Here is a 14,935-nt window from a genome sequence, read left to right on the forward strand (position 1 = left end):
TCGGACAGGTCTGCAACCTCTTCTCGGACGAAGAATGCTACAACTACTTCAAAGCCGCAGGCTATGAGGCCGATTAAACGCGACACGCTCTAGTGCGGCTTTTCTTGTTGCGCCGAGAACAGGCTGACGATCGGTACAAAGACGTAGGCCGCCACCGGAACCAGCAACAGGCCCAGCAGCAGGCCGAAGATACCGTCCAGCACCGCCGTCACCAGCCATTTGACGAAGCCGGCCCAGCTCTCGGCGACAGCATGTGCGGCGGCATAGGCGAGATCGTGGATCTCGTGTCCGATGAGCCCGAAGCCGATTTCCTCAAGGCCGTGCACGACGATGCTGCCACCGACCCAGAGCATTGCCAGAGTTCCGACAAGCGTCAGCAGTTTCATAAACCCGGGCATGCCGTGCACGATCCCGCGCCCGATGGAGCGTGTCACACCCAGCCGGCCGTGGTCCGCCATGGCAACGCCAATGTCATCGGCCTTCACGATAAGCGCAACCGAGCCATAGACCAGCGCGGTAATGCCCACCGCGACCAGCGCCAGGGTGAGCGCCTCGGTCCAGAAGCCGGAATCGGGGATGGCAGAGAGCGCGATGGTCATGATCTCGGCCGAGAGGATGAAATCTGTCTTGATGGCGCCGGCGACCCGGCTTTCCTCCAGCCCGGCCGCGTCTTCCAGCTGCTCCAGATGGCCCGCGTCATGGTGATGCGGCATCAGCCAGTGCAGCACCTTTTCCGCCCCCTCGAAACACAGATACCCCCCGCCAAGCATCAGAAGCGGCGCGATGGTCCAGGGCGCAAAGTTGCTCAACAGCAGTGCAGCGGGCAACAATATCAGCAGCTTGTTCTTGATCGACCCGAAGGCGATGCGGCCAACGATGGGTAATTCGCGTTCGGCGGAGAAGCCCATCGTGTATTTCGGCGTCACGGCGGCATCGTCGATCACCGCGCCGGCGGCCTTGGTGCCGGCCTTCATCGCATCGTCGATCACCCCCCCGGCCACCTTGGCCGTGGTCTTGGCCGCTTGCCCCGCGATATCGTCCACCGAGGCCGCCGCGACCTTGGCAAGTGCTGCAATATCGTCCAGAAGCGCAAGCAATCCACTCATGACAACCTCATTCGGCCTGATCCGGTCAACCGCAGGTTACAGCCATTCCTCCCGGTTTAGAAACAGCCCAATTGCGCTGGAGAATTGAACTCCCCCAAGGCAGCCGTTAAGCCGACCGCAGCAGATCTCTGACAAGGAAGCCCCCATGAGCAATCGCAGCTGGTTCATTCTGGCCCTTGTCATCGCCGCCCTGCTCGGGCTCAACTTCCTTTTCGGATGGCAGATGCACATCTTTCTCGGCCGGAAGTTCGACGGGCTGATCGAATGGATGGCCTTCTGGCGCTAATGCACTGAAAGCTCAGCAATCCGTGCCGAGCTTCTCCCGAAGGGCGCTGCGGACGTCCGGAGGCACGAATTTCGAGACATTGCCGCCGAGTCGCGCGATCTCCTTGACCAACTTGGAGGCGATCGCCTGGTGCTGGGCCTCGGCCATGAGGAACACGGTCTCGATGGAATCGTCCAGCCGGCGGTTCATTCCAACCATCTGGAATTCATACTCGAAATCGGCCACCGCGCGCAGGCCGCGGATGATCATCCTGGCACCGACATCGCGGGCGCAGTCGATCAGCAGGTTCTCGAACGGATGCGCCACGATCTCGCAGCCGGTTTCCTCGGAGATGCGGGTGCACTCAGCCTCGATCATGCTGACGCGCTCTTCCAGGCTGAACAGCGGCCCCTTGTCCCGATTGATCGCGACGCCAATGACGAGCCGATCCACCAACACCGTGGCCCGGCGAATGATGTCGATATGGCCCATCGTGACCGGGTCGAAAGTTCCGGGGTAAAGTCCGATGCGCATCGCCATGGCTCCTGATCTCCTCCGTCCCGCCCCGACCACTCCTTTTGGCCAAAAACGGAACCCTGCGAATCTCTCGCGTGGCCTTAACATGCCGCATTGCAGCGATCTAGACCAATCTTCCCCGGAGTGACGGAAGGTTCCAAGCTTGCAACAGGCTTATTCCGATTGGATTTTTCCGTTCCGAAGCTGCTATGGGGCTCCGGGTCGGGGGGGCTCGCAAACCGACCCGAATGGGCAAACCGACTTGCCTAGGGAGCCGGCCGGCCCCCTCTTCCGAAGCACCCCTGTCAGTACCCCATGATCATGCCTTCGAGCGCATCCTTCTCCATGGCAAGTTCCGTCAGCCGCGCCTTGACCACATCGCCCAGGGTAATGATCCCGATCATCTTGCCATCCACGACCACGGGCATGTGGCGAAAACGACCTTCTGTCATGCGGCCCAATATGGATTCCGCCTCATCGCCCAGCCCACATGTCTCGATCAATTTCGTCATCATGTCGTCGACCTTGTCGGCCATGCAGTTCGCCCCGCGCTTGCCGAGCTCACGCACGATATCGCGTTCCGACAGGATCCCGTCAAAGCTCGAACCATCCGAAGACACCACGACGGAGCCGATCCGCTTCTCCGAGAGCACGGCGGCGGCGGCCTCCACGCTGGTGCCGGGAGCGACGGTAATGACGCCTTCGGTTCCCTTCGACTTAAGAATTTGCTGAACAATCATATTGCTGTGTCCTCCCTGCGAATGCCTTACGTTTCCCTTTCCCCAGCGTCCTCCGAGGGAGCGCTTCCTGTCAATGCCTCTCGCACGAGGATCATTTCCCGGCGCATTCCGCCCACGAGCAGTTCCGCGAAAGCCGAGAGGCGCTGGACACGGGCATCATCGGCGTGCCGGATAAGGTAGAAGCTGCGCGTGAGCGCGAAAGCCTCCGACAGGACGCGTTCGAGGATATGGTCGCCGGGCAGCGCGAAATCATGGGTTACGGCAACGCCGGCGCCCTGCCGTGCCATCTGGTATTGCACCGCAACCGAGTTGCTGGCGAGCACCGGGCGATCTGCGCCGAGGTCGTGGAAATACTCCAGTTCCTTGTCGAAGATCATCTCGGGGATGTAGCCGATCAGCCGATGCGCCTTGAGATCTTCCAGCGTCTCGATCGGCGCGGTCGAGGCCAGGTAATCGCGCGCCGCCGCCAGCACGAGCTGGTAATCGACGATCTTCTGCACCGTGAGCCGGCCGGCCTCGGGACGGCTGACGCCAATCGCCATGTCGGCCTCGCGCCGGTTGAGATTGAACAGCCGCGGCAGCGCCACGATCTGCACTTCCAACTCGGGATGGGTCGCCACGATCCGCGAGACGACCTTCGGCAGCAGGAAATTGGCGCAGCCATCGGGCGCCCCGATCCGTACCACGCCCGAGAGCCGGTCCCCCTGCCCGCGCACGGCATCCTCGGCATGGGCCATGGCCTGCTCGGCCTCCTGCGCGTGCGGCAGCAGCCGTTCGCCGGCCCCGGTCAAAGCGTATCCGTTGGAGGATTTCAGAAACAGTGCCGCGCCCAGCCCGTCTTCTAGTCGCGAAACCCGACGCCCGACCGTCGCCGGATCCAGTTTCAGCGCATTGCCCGCCGCCGACAGGCTTCCCTGCCGCGCCACAGCGAGGAACACGCGCAGATCGTCCCAACTTGCCGCCATCTCCCGCCCCTTGCAAAAATGCAAAATGATTTTGGCAACCTGCCGCTTCTCACTGCATTTGCGCAAGGGTATTCTGGCGCCAACAGTCAAGGAGGACCCCATGGATCAAATCGGTCATTACATCAACGGCGCCCGCGTCTCCGGCGCGTCCGGCCGCACGGCGGATGTCTTCAACCCGGCCACCGGCGAAGTTCAGGCACAGGTCGCGCTGGCCTCGAAGGCCGAGGTCGACGCGATCGTCGCCAAGGCCGCGGCCGCCCAGCCCGCATGGGGAGCCACCAACCCGCAGCGCCGCGCCCGCGTGATGATGAAGGTCGTGGACCTTCTCAACCGCGACATGGACAAGCTGGCCGAGGCGCTCTCGCGCGAGCATGGCAAGACCTTCCCCGATGCCAAGGGCGACGTGCAGCGTGGCCTGGAAGTGATCGAGTTCTGCATCGGCGCGCCGCATCTGCTCAAGGGCGAGTATACCGACGGCGCCGGCCCCGGCATCGACATGTATTCCATGCGCCAGCCGCTGGGCGTCGTGGCCGGCATCACGCCTTTCAACTTCCCCGCCATGATCCCGCTATGGAAAGCCGGCCCGGCGCTCGCCTCCGGCAACGCCTTCATCCTGAAGCCGTCGGAGCGTGACCCCTCCGTGCCGCTGATGCTGGCCGAGATATTCAAGGAAGCCGGTCTGCCTGACGGATGTTTCCAGGTCATCAACGGCGACAAGGAAGCGGTGGACGCGATCCTCGACAACGAGACCGTCCAGGCCATCGGCTTCGTCGGCTCCACGCCGATCGCGCAATATATCTACAGCCGCGGCTGTGCCAACGGCAAGCGCGTGCAGTGCTTCGGCGGCGCCAAGAACCACATGATCGTCATGCCCGACGCGGACATGGAACAGGCCGCCGATGCGCTGGTGGGCGCGGGTTATGGAGCCGCGGGCGAGCGCTGCATGGCGATCTCCGTGGCTGTGCCGGTGGGCGACGAGACGGCGGACCGCCTGATCGCCGCGCTCAAGCCGCGCATCGAGTCGCTGAAAGTGGGCCCCTACACCGCCGGTGACGATGTCGATTTCGGTCCGCTGGTGACCGCCGCCGCCAAGGCGAACGTGCAGCGCCTGGTCCAGACAGGCATCGACCAGGGCGCCGAGCTTGTCATCGACGGGCGTGACTTCTCGCTGCAAGGCTACGAGGACGGCTTCTTTGTCGGCCCGCATCTCTTCGACCGCGTGACCGAGGACATGGACATCTACAAGACCGAGATCTTCGGCCCGGTCCTGTCCACCGTGCGCGCCGAGACCTACGAGGAGGCCATCGGGCTCGCCATGGACCACGAATATGGCAACGGCACCGCGATCTTCACCCGCGATGGCGACACCGCGCGCGACTTCGCCAGCCGGATCAATATCGGCATGGTCGGCATAAACGTTCCGATCCCGGTTCCGCTGGCCTACCACTCCTTCGGCGGCTGGAAGAAATCCGGCTTCGGCGACCTGAACCAGCACGGCACGGACGGGTTCAAGTTCTACACTCGCACCAAGACCGTTACCGCCCGCTGGCCCTCGGGCATCAAGGAAGGCGCGGCGCTGAACTTCAAGGCAATGGACTGACCCGACCCGTCCCAAGGAAAACGAATGACCCGGTCGATCTGGCCGGGTCTTCTCTTCTGCCGGCGTCCCGAACAATCCTGCGGATCGTGCCTCCGGCGGGGATATTTGTCGGAAAGATGATGGGGAGGCGCGCTTGCCCTTCTTCTGACGAAAAATATCCTGGGGGAGCGCTTGCCAGAGCGCGGGGGCAAAGCCCCATAACCTCGAACTCCCCTGTCTCGGCAACAGGAATTCGAGGCATTTCCTCTTGCCAAATTCCCGGCGCATGTAGAAATTGAACGGATATTCAATTTCCAGCGGCTTTGGGGAGGAAGCTCATGGATTTCGCGCTCACCGAGGAACAGGTGGCAATCTTCGACATGGCCCGCGCCTTTGGCGAAGAACATATCGCGCCCTATGCAGCAGACTGGGACAACGCGGGCACGATCCCGAAGGAGCTTTGGCCCAAACTGGCCGAACTGGGCTTCGGCGGGCTTTACGTGAGCGAGGATTCCGGTGGCTCCGGCCTAGGCCGACTGGATGCAACTCTGGTCTTCGAGGCGCTGTCGATGTCCTGCGCCTCCGTCGCGGCCTTCCTGTCGATCCACAACATGTGCGCGAAGATGCTCGACAGCTTCGGCTCAGATCCGCTCAAGGAACGCTTCCTGCCCGGCGCGCTCTCGATGGAGACAGTCTTTTCCTATTGCCTGACCGAACCCGGATCGGGATCAGACGCCGCGGCGCTCAAGACGAAAGCCGAAGCCACGGCGAACGGCTACATGCTCACTGGCACTAAGGCCTTCATCTCCGGCGGCGGCTATTCGGACGCCTATATCGTCATGGCGCGCACCGGCGGCGACGGGGCGAAAGGCATCTCGGCACTGGTGATCGAGGACGGTGCGCAAGGGCTCTCATACGGTGGGCTCGAGGCCAAGATGGGCTGGAAAAGCCAGCCAACACGTCAAGTCCAGATGGATGGTGTCAATTTGCCCGCCGACAACCTGTTGGGCGAAGAAGGCAAGGGCTTTTCCTATGCCATGGCCGGGCTCGATGGCGGACGGCTCAATATCTCCGCCTGCTCTCTTGGCGCCGCCCAAGCCGCGCTTGACGCGACCTTGCAATATATGTCGGAGCGAAAGGCCTTCGGCCAGACGATCGACCAGTTCCAGGCGCTGCAATTCCGTCTCGCTGACATGGAGATCGAGCTTCAGGCCGCCCGCACCTTCCTGCGGCAGGCGGCGTGGAAACTCGACACCGGCGCGCCGGACGCCACCAAGTTCTGTGCCATGGCCAAGAAATTCGTGACCGAGGCCGGCAGCCGGGTGGCCGATCAATGCCTGCAACTACATGGCGGCTACGGGTATCTTGCCGATTACGGCATCGAGAAGATTGTCCGCGATCTGCGCGTGCACCAGATCCTCGAGGGCACCAACGAGATCATGCGCGTGATCGTCGCGCGACAGTTGATAGGCAACAGATGAGCGATATCTCCATTCGCAAACAAGGCCGGACGGGGCGCATCACCCTCACCCGGCCCAAGGCGCTCAACGCACTCACCTATAAGATGTGCCTCGCCATCGACGCGGCACTGAAAGACTGGGCCGAGGATGACACGGTCGCGATGATCCTGCTCGATGCAGAGGGCGAGAAGGCGTTCTGCGCGGGTGGCGATATTGCCGAGATGTATGCCACCGGCATGGCGGGCAACTACGCCTATGGCCGCCGGTTCTGGCAGGACGAATACCGGATGAACGCGCGGCTCTTTGAGTTTCCGAAACCCGTGGCCTCCTTCCTGCAGGGCTTCACCATGGGCGGCGGCGTCGGCATTGGCTGCCACGGCTCGCATCGCGTTGTCTGCGAGAGCAGCCGCATCTCCATGCCCGAATGCGGTATCGGGCTGATCCCGGATGTCGGTGGTTCATTGATCCTTGGCCGCGCGCCGGGACGGCTCGGGGAATATCTCGGCACGACAGGCACGCGCATGGGGCCGGCAGATGCGATCCTTGCCGGTTTCGCCGATTATTTCATTCCTGCCGCAAAATGGCCGAAGCTGATCGCAGCGCTGGAAGAAGCGGGCGACTGGACCCTGATCGATGCCGCTGCCGAAACGTCTCCCGCCGGCAATCTGACCGCGTTGCACGACGAGATCGACACCCATTTCGCAGGCGAAACTCTGGGCGACATCCTGCGCTCGCTGCGCCACGCGCACGGCGATTTCGCCCGGGAAACGCTGGCGGTGCTGGAGCGGAACTCGCCGCTGGCCATGGCCTGCACGGTCGAGATGGCCCACAGGCTGAACACGGACTCGACGATCCGGCAGGCGCTCGGGATGGAATACCGCTTCACGCACCGCGCCATGGAGCATTCCGATTTCCTTGAAGGCATCCGCGCCGCCATCATCGACAAGGATCGAAACCCGAAATGGCGCCATGCGCTTGACGAAGTGAACAGCGTCATGGTGAGCCAGATGCTGCTACCGCTCGGCGACGAGGCACTCACATTCGACGACGAACAGGACGAACTGGCGGGGGAGGACATGCCATGAAGGTCGGTTTTATTGGACTTGGAAATATGGGCGCGCCGATGGCGGCCAATCTGGCAGCGGCCGGACATGAAGTCGTCGGCTTCGATCTTGTCGCCCCTTGCCCTGAAGGCGTGACGAAGGCCGCAAGCGCGATCGAAGCCGTTTCCGGCGCCGACGTGGTAGTGACCATGTTGCCCAACGGAGCAATTTTGCGCGCTGTGGCCGAGGAGATCCACCCCGCGATGGAGCCCGGCGCGGTACATCTCGATTGCTCCACGGTCGATGTCGAGAGCGCCCGCGCGGTGGCGGATGCCGCCAACGTGGCGGGGCTCGACGCGGTCGATGCGCCCGTCTCGGGCGGTGTCGGCGGCGCGGCGGCAGGCACGCTCACTTTCATGGCCGGCGGCACGCCAGAGGCCTTCGCCCGCGTCGCGCCCCTTTTCGACGTAATGGGGCAAAAGGCGGTGCATTGTGGCGAAGCCGGTGCCGGACAGGCGGCCAAGATCTGCAACAACATGATCCTCGGCATCACCATGATCGGCACCTGCGAAGCTTTTGCGCTGGCCGACAAGCTGGGCCTCGACCGGCAGAAGATGTTCGACGTCGTCTCCACCTCCTCCGGCTATTCCTGGGTCATGAACGCCTATTGCCCCGCGCCGGGCGTCGGGCCGCAATCGCCCGCCGATAACGACTACCAGCCCGGATTTGCCTCCGAATTGATGCTGAAAGACCTGCGCCTGAGCCAACAGGCCGCAGAGATGGCAGATGCAGACACCCCGCTGGGACAGGCCGCCACCGCGCTCTATGCGGCTTTCGTGGAACAAGAGGACGGCGCGGGCAAGGATTTCTCGGCCATGCTGCCGCGCTTCGCACATCGCGCACGTGCGACGTAGCCCAACTAAGACGGCTTGTCAGCATGCCTTGAAGGAGCGTCCTGCCAATTGCCCGGTGCCTTCACAGAGGTGCGAATTCTAGAGATATTCGAACTCATTCTCCGTTCGCGGGCGCGCTTTGCGCGCGTACGATCCTGCGGATCGTGCCTCCGGCGGAAATATTTTCAGTCAGAAGAAGCTGTTGACGTCGCTCTTCCTTCTTCTGACCGGAAATATCCCGGGGGCTTGGGGGCAGCGCCCCCAATCTCCGCTATCACCCCATTATCTTCCGATATTGCTTTGTTCGAGGGCTCACCAGGAGCACCTCGAGGAGCATCCTTGCCCATGCCGGACCGTCTCTTCCCCCTATTCTAGGTCTGATTAGCCTGCGCCCGGCATCCACCGGGGCTTCTTCTGCCATGCATTTCGAACTACGCTCGCGGCAACGCCGGAGGCCGTATGCCCGAACCCGCAAACAGACCGACCTTTCTCAGTCCGGACACGCTCCGCTGGTCGGCCCTGATCCTGGTGACTGTTCTGATCACGCTGATGTTCTTCGGCATGATAAGATCCTTCCTGATCTCGCTCGTCATGGCGGCGATCGTTGCGGAACTGTCCCGCCCACTCTACCGGCGCATTCGCTCGGGCCTCTGGGGCCGGCGCAACCTGGCAGCCGCCGTGACCGTTCTGCTGGTCATCGTGCTGGTGATCATCCCGGTCGTTTTCATCGCCTCCGTGGCGGCCGAACAGGCATTTGCCCTCTCCCGTTCCATCGTCAATATCGTCAACACGGTGACCGAAAACGCGGCCAGCGTTACAATCCCCGACTGGGTGCCCTACCAGGACAGCCTCGACGAGCTCGGTCCCGAGATTGCCAACAAGATCGCCGACCTCGTTACCGCGCTCGCCCGCTTTACGGTGAGCACGCTCTCCCAGCTGACGCGAGGCACGGCGCTGTTCTTTCTCGACACCTTCATCTTCCTCTACGCGCTGTTCTTCTTCCTGCAGATGGAAACGCCGGTAATGAAACAGATCCTGCGCTTCACCGGCCTGACGCCGACCATGCAGCGCAAGATCGCGGATCGCGCCGTTTCGGTCAGCCGCGCCACGATCAAGGGCACGTTGGTAATCGGGGTGGTCCAGGGCGTTCTGGGCGGAATCGGCTTCTACCTTGCCGGCATCCAGGGGCCTACCTTCTGGGGCGTGGTCATGGGCATCCTCTCGATCATTCCCGGCATCGGGCCGAGCCTCGTGCTGGCGATAGGCGTGATCTATCTCGCGGCCATCGGCCATACCGGCGCCGCCATCGGGCTTGGCCTCTGGGCCGGGCTGGTGGTGACCACGATCGACAATATCCTGCGCCCCATCCTCGTCGGACGCGACACACAGATGCATGACATCCTGATTCTCGTCAGCACCTTCGGGGGGCTGGGCATGTTCGGTGCGGTGGGGTTGATCCTCGGCCCGGTGGTGGCGGGTCTTTTCGTGACAATCTGGACCACCCTTTCCGAGTCCATGCTGACCCCACAAGAGAGCGAGGAAGACCGCTCTGCAAACACCTGAGTCCGCCGCAGCCCTGACGCAGCCGCCAGAAATCAGAATGCAGCTTGCAGCCGCGCCCCGTGCCGGCGAAATGTCCCACGCCGCGCCAGCGGCGCCACCGCCGCTCGGGCTCTGCCCGGCGGCAGTCCTTCGGATTCGCTTGTCAGGGAAGGTTTTCCACCAAACCACCTGGGAAAATACCCAGAACTACGCAATTCCATTTCAAATTCTTTCCCCGCGCCGCAAGAAAAATTCACTTCTTTGACGCGTTTGGGGCTTTGCTCTCCCCTCCGAAACCCATAAGTAAATCCAGAAGCGGAACGTTTGCGACAGCCGGACCCGTTGCCGTGGTCCGCAGTCAAGGAGAAAAGGAATGCTGAACAATATCGGCCCCATGGGCCTCCTGCTGATCGCCGTGGTCGTCATCGTGCTCTTCGGCCGGGGCAAGGTCTCCTCGCTGATGGGCGAGGTTGGCAAGGGCATCACTGCCTTCAAGAAGGGCGTGAGCGAGGGCAAGGAAGAGATCGAAAAGGAAAAGGCCGAGGCCGCGCTCGACGTGACGCCGGAGTCCCTGGACGCAGCCCCCGAAGAGACCGCCGAGAAAGACAAGGCCTGACACGGGCCCTGCCGGGCACGGGAATGCAAACGAGGCTGACAGGCGATGCTTGATCTCGGATGGACCGAACTGCTGTTGATCGGCATCGTGGCGCTGATCGTGGTGGGCCCGAAGGACCTGCCGGTGATGTTCCGCACGCTGGGCAAGTTCACCGCGCGATTGCGCGCGATGGCGCGCGATTTCACCCGCGCGATGGAGGATGCCGCCGACGAGGCTGGGGTCAAGGATATCGCCAAGGATCTCAAGAAGGCGACCAATCCGAAATCCATGGGGCTGGACGCGCTGAAAGATGCCGCTGATCTCGACTTCGACCCATTCGGAGAGGATGACGAGGTTGCCGACGAGGCCGCGACCAAACCTGCCCGTGGCCCCGAAACCGCGAAACTGACTGAGGAACGCGCCGAGGCCGCCCGCAAGATCCGCGAAAGTGCTGCCGCCAAGGCCACCGCGCGGCTCGAAGCCGAGGCCGCCGCCCGCGCAGAGGCCGAAGCTGCCCAGGCACCCGCCAAGGCGCCTGAGGCCGACACCCCCAAGGCATGAGCTGAACCGCATGAGCGACCGTCCCGAAGAAGACGACATCGAAGATAGTTCCGCCCCGCTGATCGAGCATCTGGCGGAATTGCGCACGCGGTTGATCCACTCTGTGCTGGCCTTCACCGTGGCGATGATCCTGTGCTTCACCGTGGCCCAGCCGATCCTCAATTTCCTCGTCGAGCCGATCGCCCAGATCCTGCGCGCCCGCGGTGAGAACCCGCAGCTAATCTTCACCGCTCCGCAGGAGAAATTCTTCGTCCTGATCCGGATCTCGATGATCTTCGGTCTCGCGCTCTCCTTCCCCTATATCGGCTACCAGCTCTGGCGTTTCGTCGCGCCCGGCCTCTACAAGTCCGAAAAGAACGCCTTCCTGCCCTTCCTGATCTCTTCGCCGCTGCTGTTCATGTGCGGCGCGGCCTTCGCGCATTTTGTCGTCACCCCGCTGGCGATGAACTTCTTCATCGGCTTCTCCGACGCGATCCCGGCCCTCGCAGCCATGCTGAGCGGCGAGAATATCCCGGAGAACGTGCAGGACGCAGAGCTGCGCACGGTGTTTCTCGGCTCTGTACGCGAGAGCCTCGACCTGTCCTTGAAATTCATCATCGCTTTTGGCCTGTGCTTCCAGCTGCCCGTGCTGCTGACGCTGATGGGCAAGGCCGGGCTGGTCTCGGCCGAGGGCCTGCGCAACGTGCGCAAATATGCCATTGTCGGCATACTGACGCTGGCCGCGCTGGTCACCCCGCCGGACGTGGTGACACAGATCATTCTCTTCACCGTCGTCTACGCGCTCTACGAGATCTCGATTTTCCTCGTCACCCGGGTCGAGAAGAAGCGCAACGAGGAGCTTCGCAAGATGGGCCTGCTCGATGAAGACGAGTTCGACGACGACGAGGAAAACAAAGAGACGGCCTGATGGATTTCACCGCCGAGGAACTCGACCGTATCGCCGCGGCGCTGGAACGCATCGCCCCGCCACCTGCCGCCACGCCGAATTTCGCGGCTGCCGAGGCCTTTGTCTGGCACACCGCGCCCGACCGGCTGGCGCCCGTGGCCGAGGTGAGCCGGGTGGACCTGTCGCTTCTGATCGGCATCGAACGCGCCCGTGACATCCTGTTGGAAAACACGCGCCAGTTCGCCCGTGGCCTGCCCGCGAACAACGCCCTGCTCTGGGGCGCGCGCGGCATGGGAAAATCGAGCCTTGTGAAGGCGGTACACGCCGAAATTCGTGCGGAAGGCAAAGATCTGAAGATCGTGGAATTGCAGCGCGAGGACCTGCCGACGCTGCAACGGCTGCTGACGCTGCTGCGCTCGGCGCCAAACACACGCTTCCTGCTGTTCTGCGACGACCTCTCCTTCAGCCATGACGACCAACACTACAAGTCGCTCAAGGCGGTGCTGGATGGCGGCATCGAGGGTCGGCCGGAGAACGTGCTCTTCTACGCCACCTCCAACCGCCGCCACCTGATGCCGCGCGACATGATCGAGAACGAGCGCAGCTCGGCCATCAACCCGTCGGAGGCGGTCGAGGAAAAGGTTTCGCTCAGCGACCGTTTCGGTCTCTGGCTGGGTTTCCATCCCTGTTCGCAGGACGAGTATCTCGACATGATCCGGGGATATTGCGCCGCCTACAGGCTCAGGATTGCCGATGAAACGCTGCGCGCCGAGGCCATCGAATGGCAGGCGACGCGCGGCTCGCGGTCCGGCCGGGTGGCGTGGCAGTTCTTCGTCGATCTTGCCGGGCGGCACGGCGTCAGGATCTGACGCCCGCCCGCATCGCGTCGTAGGCATCCCGCCAGGCGCCGTCGATCGCATCGATCCGGTCCGGATCGAACCTCTCCGCCTGCTCCCAATAGCGCCCCGAGGGCACGTTGTAGTCTGCTTCCCGCTCCAACCGTTCGGCCGTAGCCGGGGCGGCCTCGGGAAACGCGGGCAGATCGACCTGTCCCAGCTCGGACAGAGTCGTGCGCGGGAAGACCAGCCGGCTTTCGTCCTGCGAGAGGTTCACGCAGGCGCATCCCTGCCCGGCCGCCTTGAACCAGAGCCGCGCCGCCTTCGCCTCCAGTGAACGCAACGTCGGGTCCGCCCGCAGCGGGTCGGCGGTGCCGCTGCCGTAGAAATGCGTCTTGCCCGTCGCCGGATACACCATGTCACAGCCGACGAAGGCCAGCACGCGCGGGCGCAGGCAATCCAGCGCCCAGTAACCGGCGGTAAAGGCCATCGTGCCACCGGCATAGAACACGCCGCCGAAACGGTTATTCGACGGTACATATTCGCGGTAGAGCACCGTTTCCTGCCCCGGGCGCCGCGTTTCCGGCCCACGTTCGGGTGGAAAATCTTCGGGGTGGATGTGATGGGTCCAGTCCGGGCGGATCTGCCAGGCATTGTTGATCGCCACCACCGCATCGAAAGGATGCGCGGCCCAGTCGCGCGTAACCAGTGCGCCCGGGCCACTGCCCATGATCAGGACAAGATCGCGCGCCGCATTCATGGTGTCGAGAACCGCACGCCGGGGCAATTACTTGAGATAGTCGGACGGATCGACAGCCTCGACACCATCGCGCACCTCGAAATGCAGATAGGGGTTGTCGGACGCGCGCACCGTGGCAATGACCTGCCCGCGCGAGACGCTCTGGCCTTTCTGGACCTTGAGGTTGTCGACATTGGCATAGACCGTCAGCAGCCCGCCCTCGTGGCGCAGCACGAGGATCGGCACTTGGTCGGTATCCTCGGTGATCGCGGCCACGGTGCCGGCAGCGGCGGCGGAGACACTCGCGCCTCGAGAGGCGGAGATGTCGATTCCGTCATTCTTGCCCTTGCGGAAGTCGCGCACGATAGAGCCCTGGACCGGCATACTCATGCGGGCGCTGTTGGAGGCCGCGACGGTCGCATCGGCGCCCAGATCGGGCGATTCCGGCACGCCTGACGCCTCGCCCGTATCGGTGGCGAGCGGCACGGTATCTTCGTCGGGAAGCGGCTCGGAGGCGCTCGGCGGCGTGGGCGTCGGGCTGCCTTCGCCGGGCTCGGTGGTCGAGGTTTCGGTCTCGGGGCTCGCGGGCTGGGCCACCACCACCGGGATCAGCAGGTACTGGCCCTGGCGCACGGAGAGGTCCGGGCCGAGCCCGTTCCAGTCGGCGATGGATTTGGCGGAAACGCCGTAGAGGCGCGCGATGGAATAGGCCGTCTCGCCGGCCTCGACCTTGTGGCGCACCGGCTCCTCGCCGACCTGGGTCGAGATGGTGCCCGCGGCGGGTGCGGCGGCAGGAGACGCGCGGTTGATGGCATCGCCCGCAAGCGTCGCGATATCGACGCCGCCGGTTGCCGGCAACGATGTGCTTTCGGCGACGCGGCGCGGCAAGGCCAGCACCTCGCCCTCGTTGAGCACGGCATCGACGGGTATGCCGTTGTAACGGGCCAGATCGTCGGCCGACATGCCGATCCGCCCGGCGACCTCCGCCGGGGTATCGCCACGGCGTGCCAGGGCCACCTGGTAGCTGGGATAGGAAATGACCCCGCGTGCGTCGGGCTGCGGTTTCGGCGCGGTCACCGGCTGCAGGGCCGAGGTTGTGTCGAACCCCTGGCCGAGATCCCGCATATCCAGATCCAACCCGGTCGTATCACAGGCTGCCAGCACCAATGCACTCGCACAAAGGGTCATGAAGGTCCGCATCTGCTCTGG

General features: G+C 63.5%; 16 protein-coding genes. 10 read left to right on the forward strand and 6 right to left on the reverse strand.

Features of this window, described 5'->3' with window-relative positions; translation table 11 throughout:
* Positions 1-89 precede the first annotated feature (89 nt).
* Positions 90-1,106 (reverse strand): DUF808 domain-containing protein, encoded by a 1,017-nt coding sequence (locus BLR85_RS03000; RefSeq protein ID WP_093149223.1) that lies wholly within the window; start codon positions 1,104-1,106, stop codon positions 90-92.
* 145 nt (positions 1,107-1,251) lie between these two features.
* Between BLR85_RS03000 and BLR85_RS29000 the strand changes: the two genes are divergently transcribed.
* Positions 1,252-1,392: a hypothetical protein gene (locus BLR85_RS29000; protein ID WP_170844440.1), complete on the forward strand. Its 141-nt coding sequence runs from the start codon at positions 1,252-1,254 to the stop codon at positions 1,390-1,392.
* A 12-nt stretch (positions 1,393-1,404) separates the two neighbouring features.
* On the opposite strand, the gene coaD is transcribed toward BLR85_RS29000, so the two are convergent.
* The 3 genes from coaD to BLR85_RS03015 form a co-directional block, all read right to left on the reverse strand.
* A complete protein-coding gene (gene coaD / locus BLR85_RS03005; protein WP_093149777.1) occupies positions 1,405-1,905 on the reverse strand; it encodes a pantetheine-phosphate adenylyltransferase in 501 nt (166 codons plus the stop codon).
* A 287-nt stretch (positions 1,906-2,192) separates the two neighbouring features.
* Positions 2,193-2,627 (reverse strand): CBS domain-containing protein, encoded by a 435-nt coding sequence (locus BLR85_RS03010; protein ID WP_093149227.1) that lies wholly within the window; start codon positions 2,625-2,627, stop codon positions 2,193-2,195.
* Positions 2,628-2,653: 26 nt separating this feature from the next.
* A complete protein-coding gene (locus BLR85_RS03015) occupies positions 2,654-3,592 on the reverse strand; it encodes a LysR family transcriptional regulator (protein ID WP_093149780.1) in 939 nt (312 codons plus the stop codon).
* Between the two features lie 100 nt (positions 3,593-3,692).
* Here BLR85_RS03015 and BLR85_RS03020 point away from each other — a divergent pair, with 100 nt between their 5' ends.
* The 9 genes from BLR85_RS03020 to BLR85_RS03060 all read left to right on the forward strand — a co-directional run bounded on the left by BLR85_RS03020 (position 3,693) and on the right by BLR85_RS03060 (position 13,020).
* The gene (locus BLR85_RS03020; RefSeq protein WP_093149782.1) at positions 3,693-5,192 is read left to right on the forward strand and encodes a CoA-acylating methylmalonate-semialdehyde dehydrogenase; all 1,500 of its coding nucleotides are present in this window, start codon (positions 3,693-3,695) and stop codon (positions 5,190-5,192) included.
* A 317-nt stretch (positions 5,193-5,509) separates the two neighbouring features.
* Positions 5,510-6,652 carry an acyl-CoA dehydrogenase family protein gene (locus BLR85_RS03025; RefSeq protein WP_093149231.1) on the forward strand — a complete coding sequence of 381 codons (1,143 nt, stop codon included), beginning with the start codon at positions 5,510-5,512 and terminating at the stop codon, positions 6,650-6,652.
* The gene (locus tag BLR85_RS03030; RefSeq protein ID WP_093149236.1) at positions 6,649-7,716 is read left to right on the forward strand and encodes an enoyl-CoA hydratase/isomerase family protein; all 1,068 of its coding nucleotides are present in this window, start codon (positions 6,649-6,651) and stop codon (positions 7,714-7,716) included. Before BLR85_RS03025 ends, BLR85_RS03030 begins: the two co-directional genes overlap by 4 nt.
* Positions 7,713-8,588 carry a 3-hydroxyisobutyrate dehydrogenase gene (gene mmsB / locus BLR85_RS03035; RefSeq protein ID WP_093149240.1) on the forward strand — a complete coding sequence of 292 codons (876 nt, stop codon included), beginning with the start codon at positions 7,713-7,715 and terminating at the stop codon, positions 8,586-8,588. The genes BLR85_RS03030 and mmsB overlap by 4 nt, the downstream gene beginning before the upstream one ends.
* A 438-nt stretch (positions 8,589-9,026) precedes the next feature.
* Positions 9,027-10,130: an AI-2E family transporter gene (locus BLR85_RS03040; RefSeq protein ID WP_093149244.1), complete on the forward strand. Its 1,104-nt coding sequence runs from the start codon at positions 9,027-9,029 to the stop codon at positions 10,128-10,130.
* A 352-nt stretch (positions 10,131-10,482) separates the two neighbouring features.
* Positions 10,483-10,725, forward strand: coding sequence for a twin-arginine translocase TatA/TatE family subunit (locus BLR85_RS03045; protein WP_093149248.1), 243 nt, complete (start codon positions 10,483-10,485; stop codon positions 10,723-10,725).
* 45 nt (positions 10,726-10,770) lie between these two features.
* Positions 10,771-11,265 (forward strand): Sec-independent protein translocase protein TatB, encoded by a 495-nt coding sequence (tatB, locus tag BLR85_RS03050; RefSeq protein ID WP_093149253.1) that lies wholly within the window; start codon positions 10,771-10,773, stop codon positions 11,263-11,265.
* A 10-nt stretch (positions 11,266-11,275) separates the two neighbouring features.
* Entirely contained in the window at positions 11,276-12,172 is an 897-nt protein-coding gene (tatC, locus tag BLR85_RS03055; RefSeq protein ID WP_093149256.1) for a twin-arginine translocase subunit TatC, read from the forward strand.
* On the forward strand, positions 12,172-13,020 hold the full coding sequence (locus BLR85_RS03060; RefSeq protein ID WP_093149260.1) for an ATP-binding protein: 849 nt from the start codon (positions 12,172-12,174) through the stop codon (positions 13,018-13,020). Before tatC ends, BLR85_RS03060 begins: the two co-directional genes overlap by 1 nt.
* Here the strand turns inward: BLR85_RS03060 and BLR85_RS03065 are convergent.
* Positions 13,010-13,747 (reverse strand): hypothetical protein, encoded by a 738-nt coding sequence (locus BLR85_RS03065; protein ID WP_093149785.1) that lies wholly within the window; start codon positions 13,745-13,747, stop codon positions 13,010-13,012. The genes BLR85_RS03060 and BLR85_RS03065 overlap by 11 nt on opposite strands.
* Positions 13,748-13,774: 27 nt before the next feature.
* Positions 13,775-14,926 carry a peptidoglycan DD-metalloendopeptidase family protein gene (locus tag BLR85_RS03070; protein WP_093149264.1) on the reverse strand — a complete coding sequence of 384 codons (1,152 nt, stop codon included), beginning with the start codon at positions 14,924-14,926 and terminating at the stop codon, positions 13,775-13,777.
* Positions 14,927-14,935 lie beyond the last annotated feature (9 nt).

The organism is Aliiruegeria lutimaris (assembly GCF_900099935.1).
In the GTDB taxonomy this organism is placed as follows: Bacteria; Pseudomonadota; Alphaproteobacteria; order Rhodobacterales; family Rhodobacteraceae; genus Tropicimonas; species Tropicimonas lutimaris.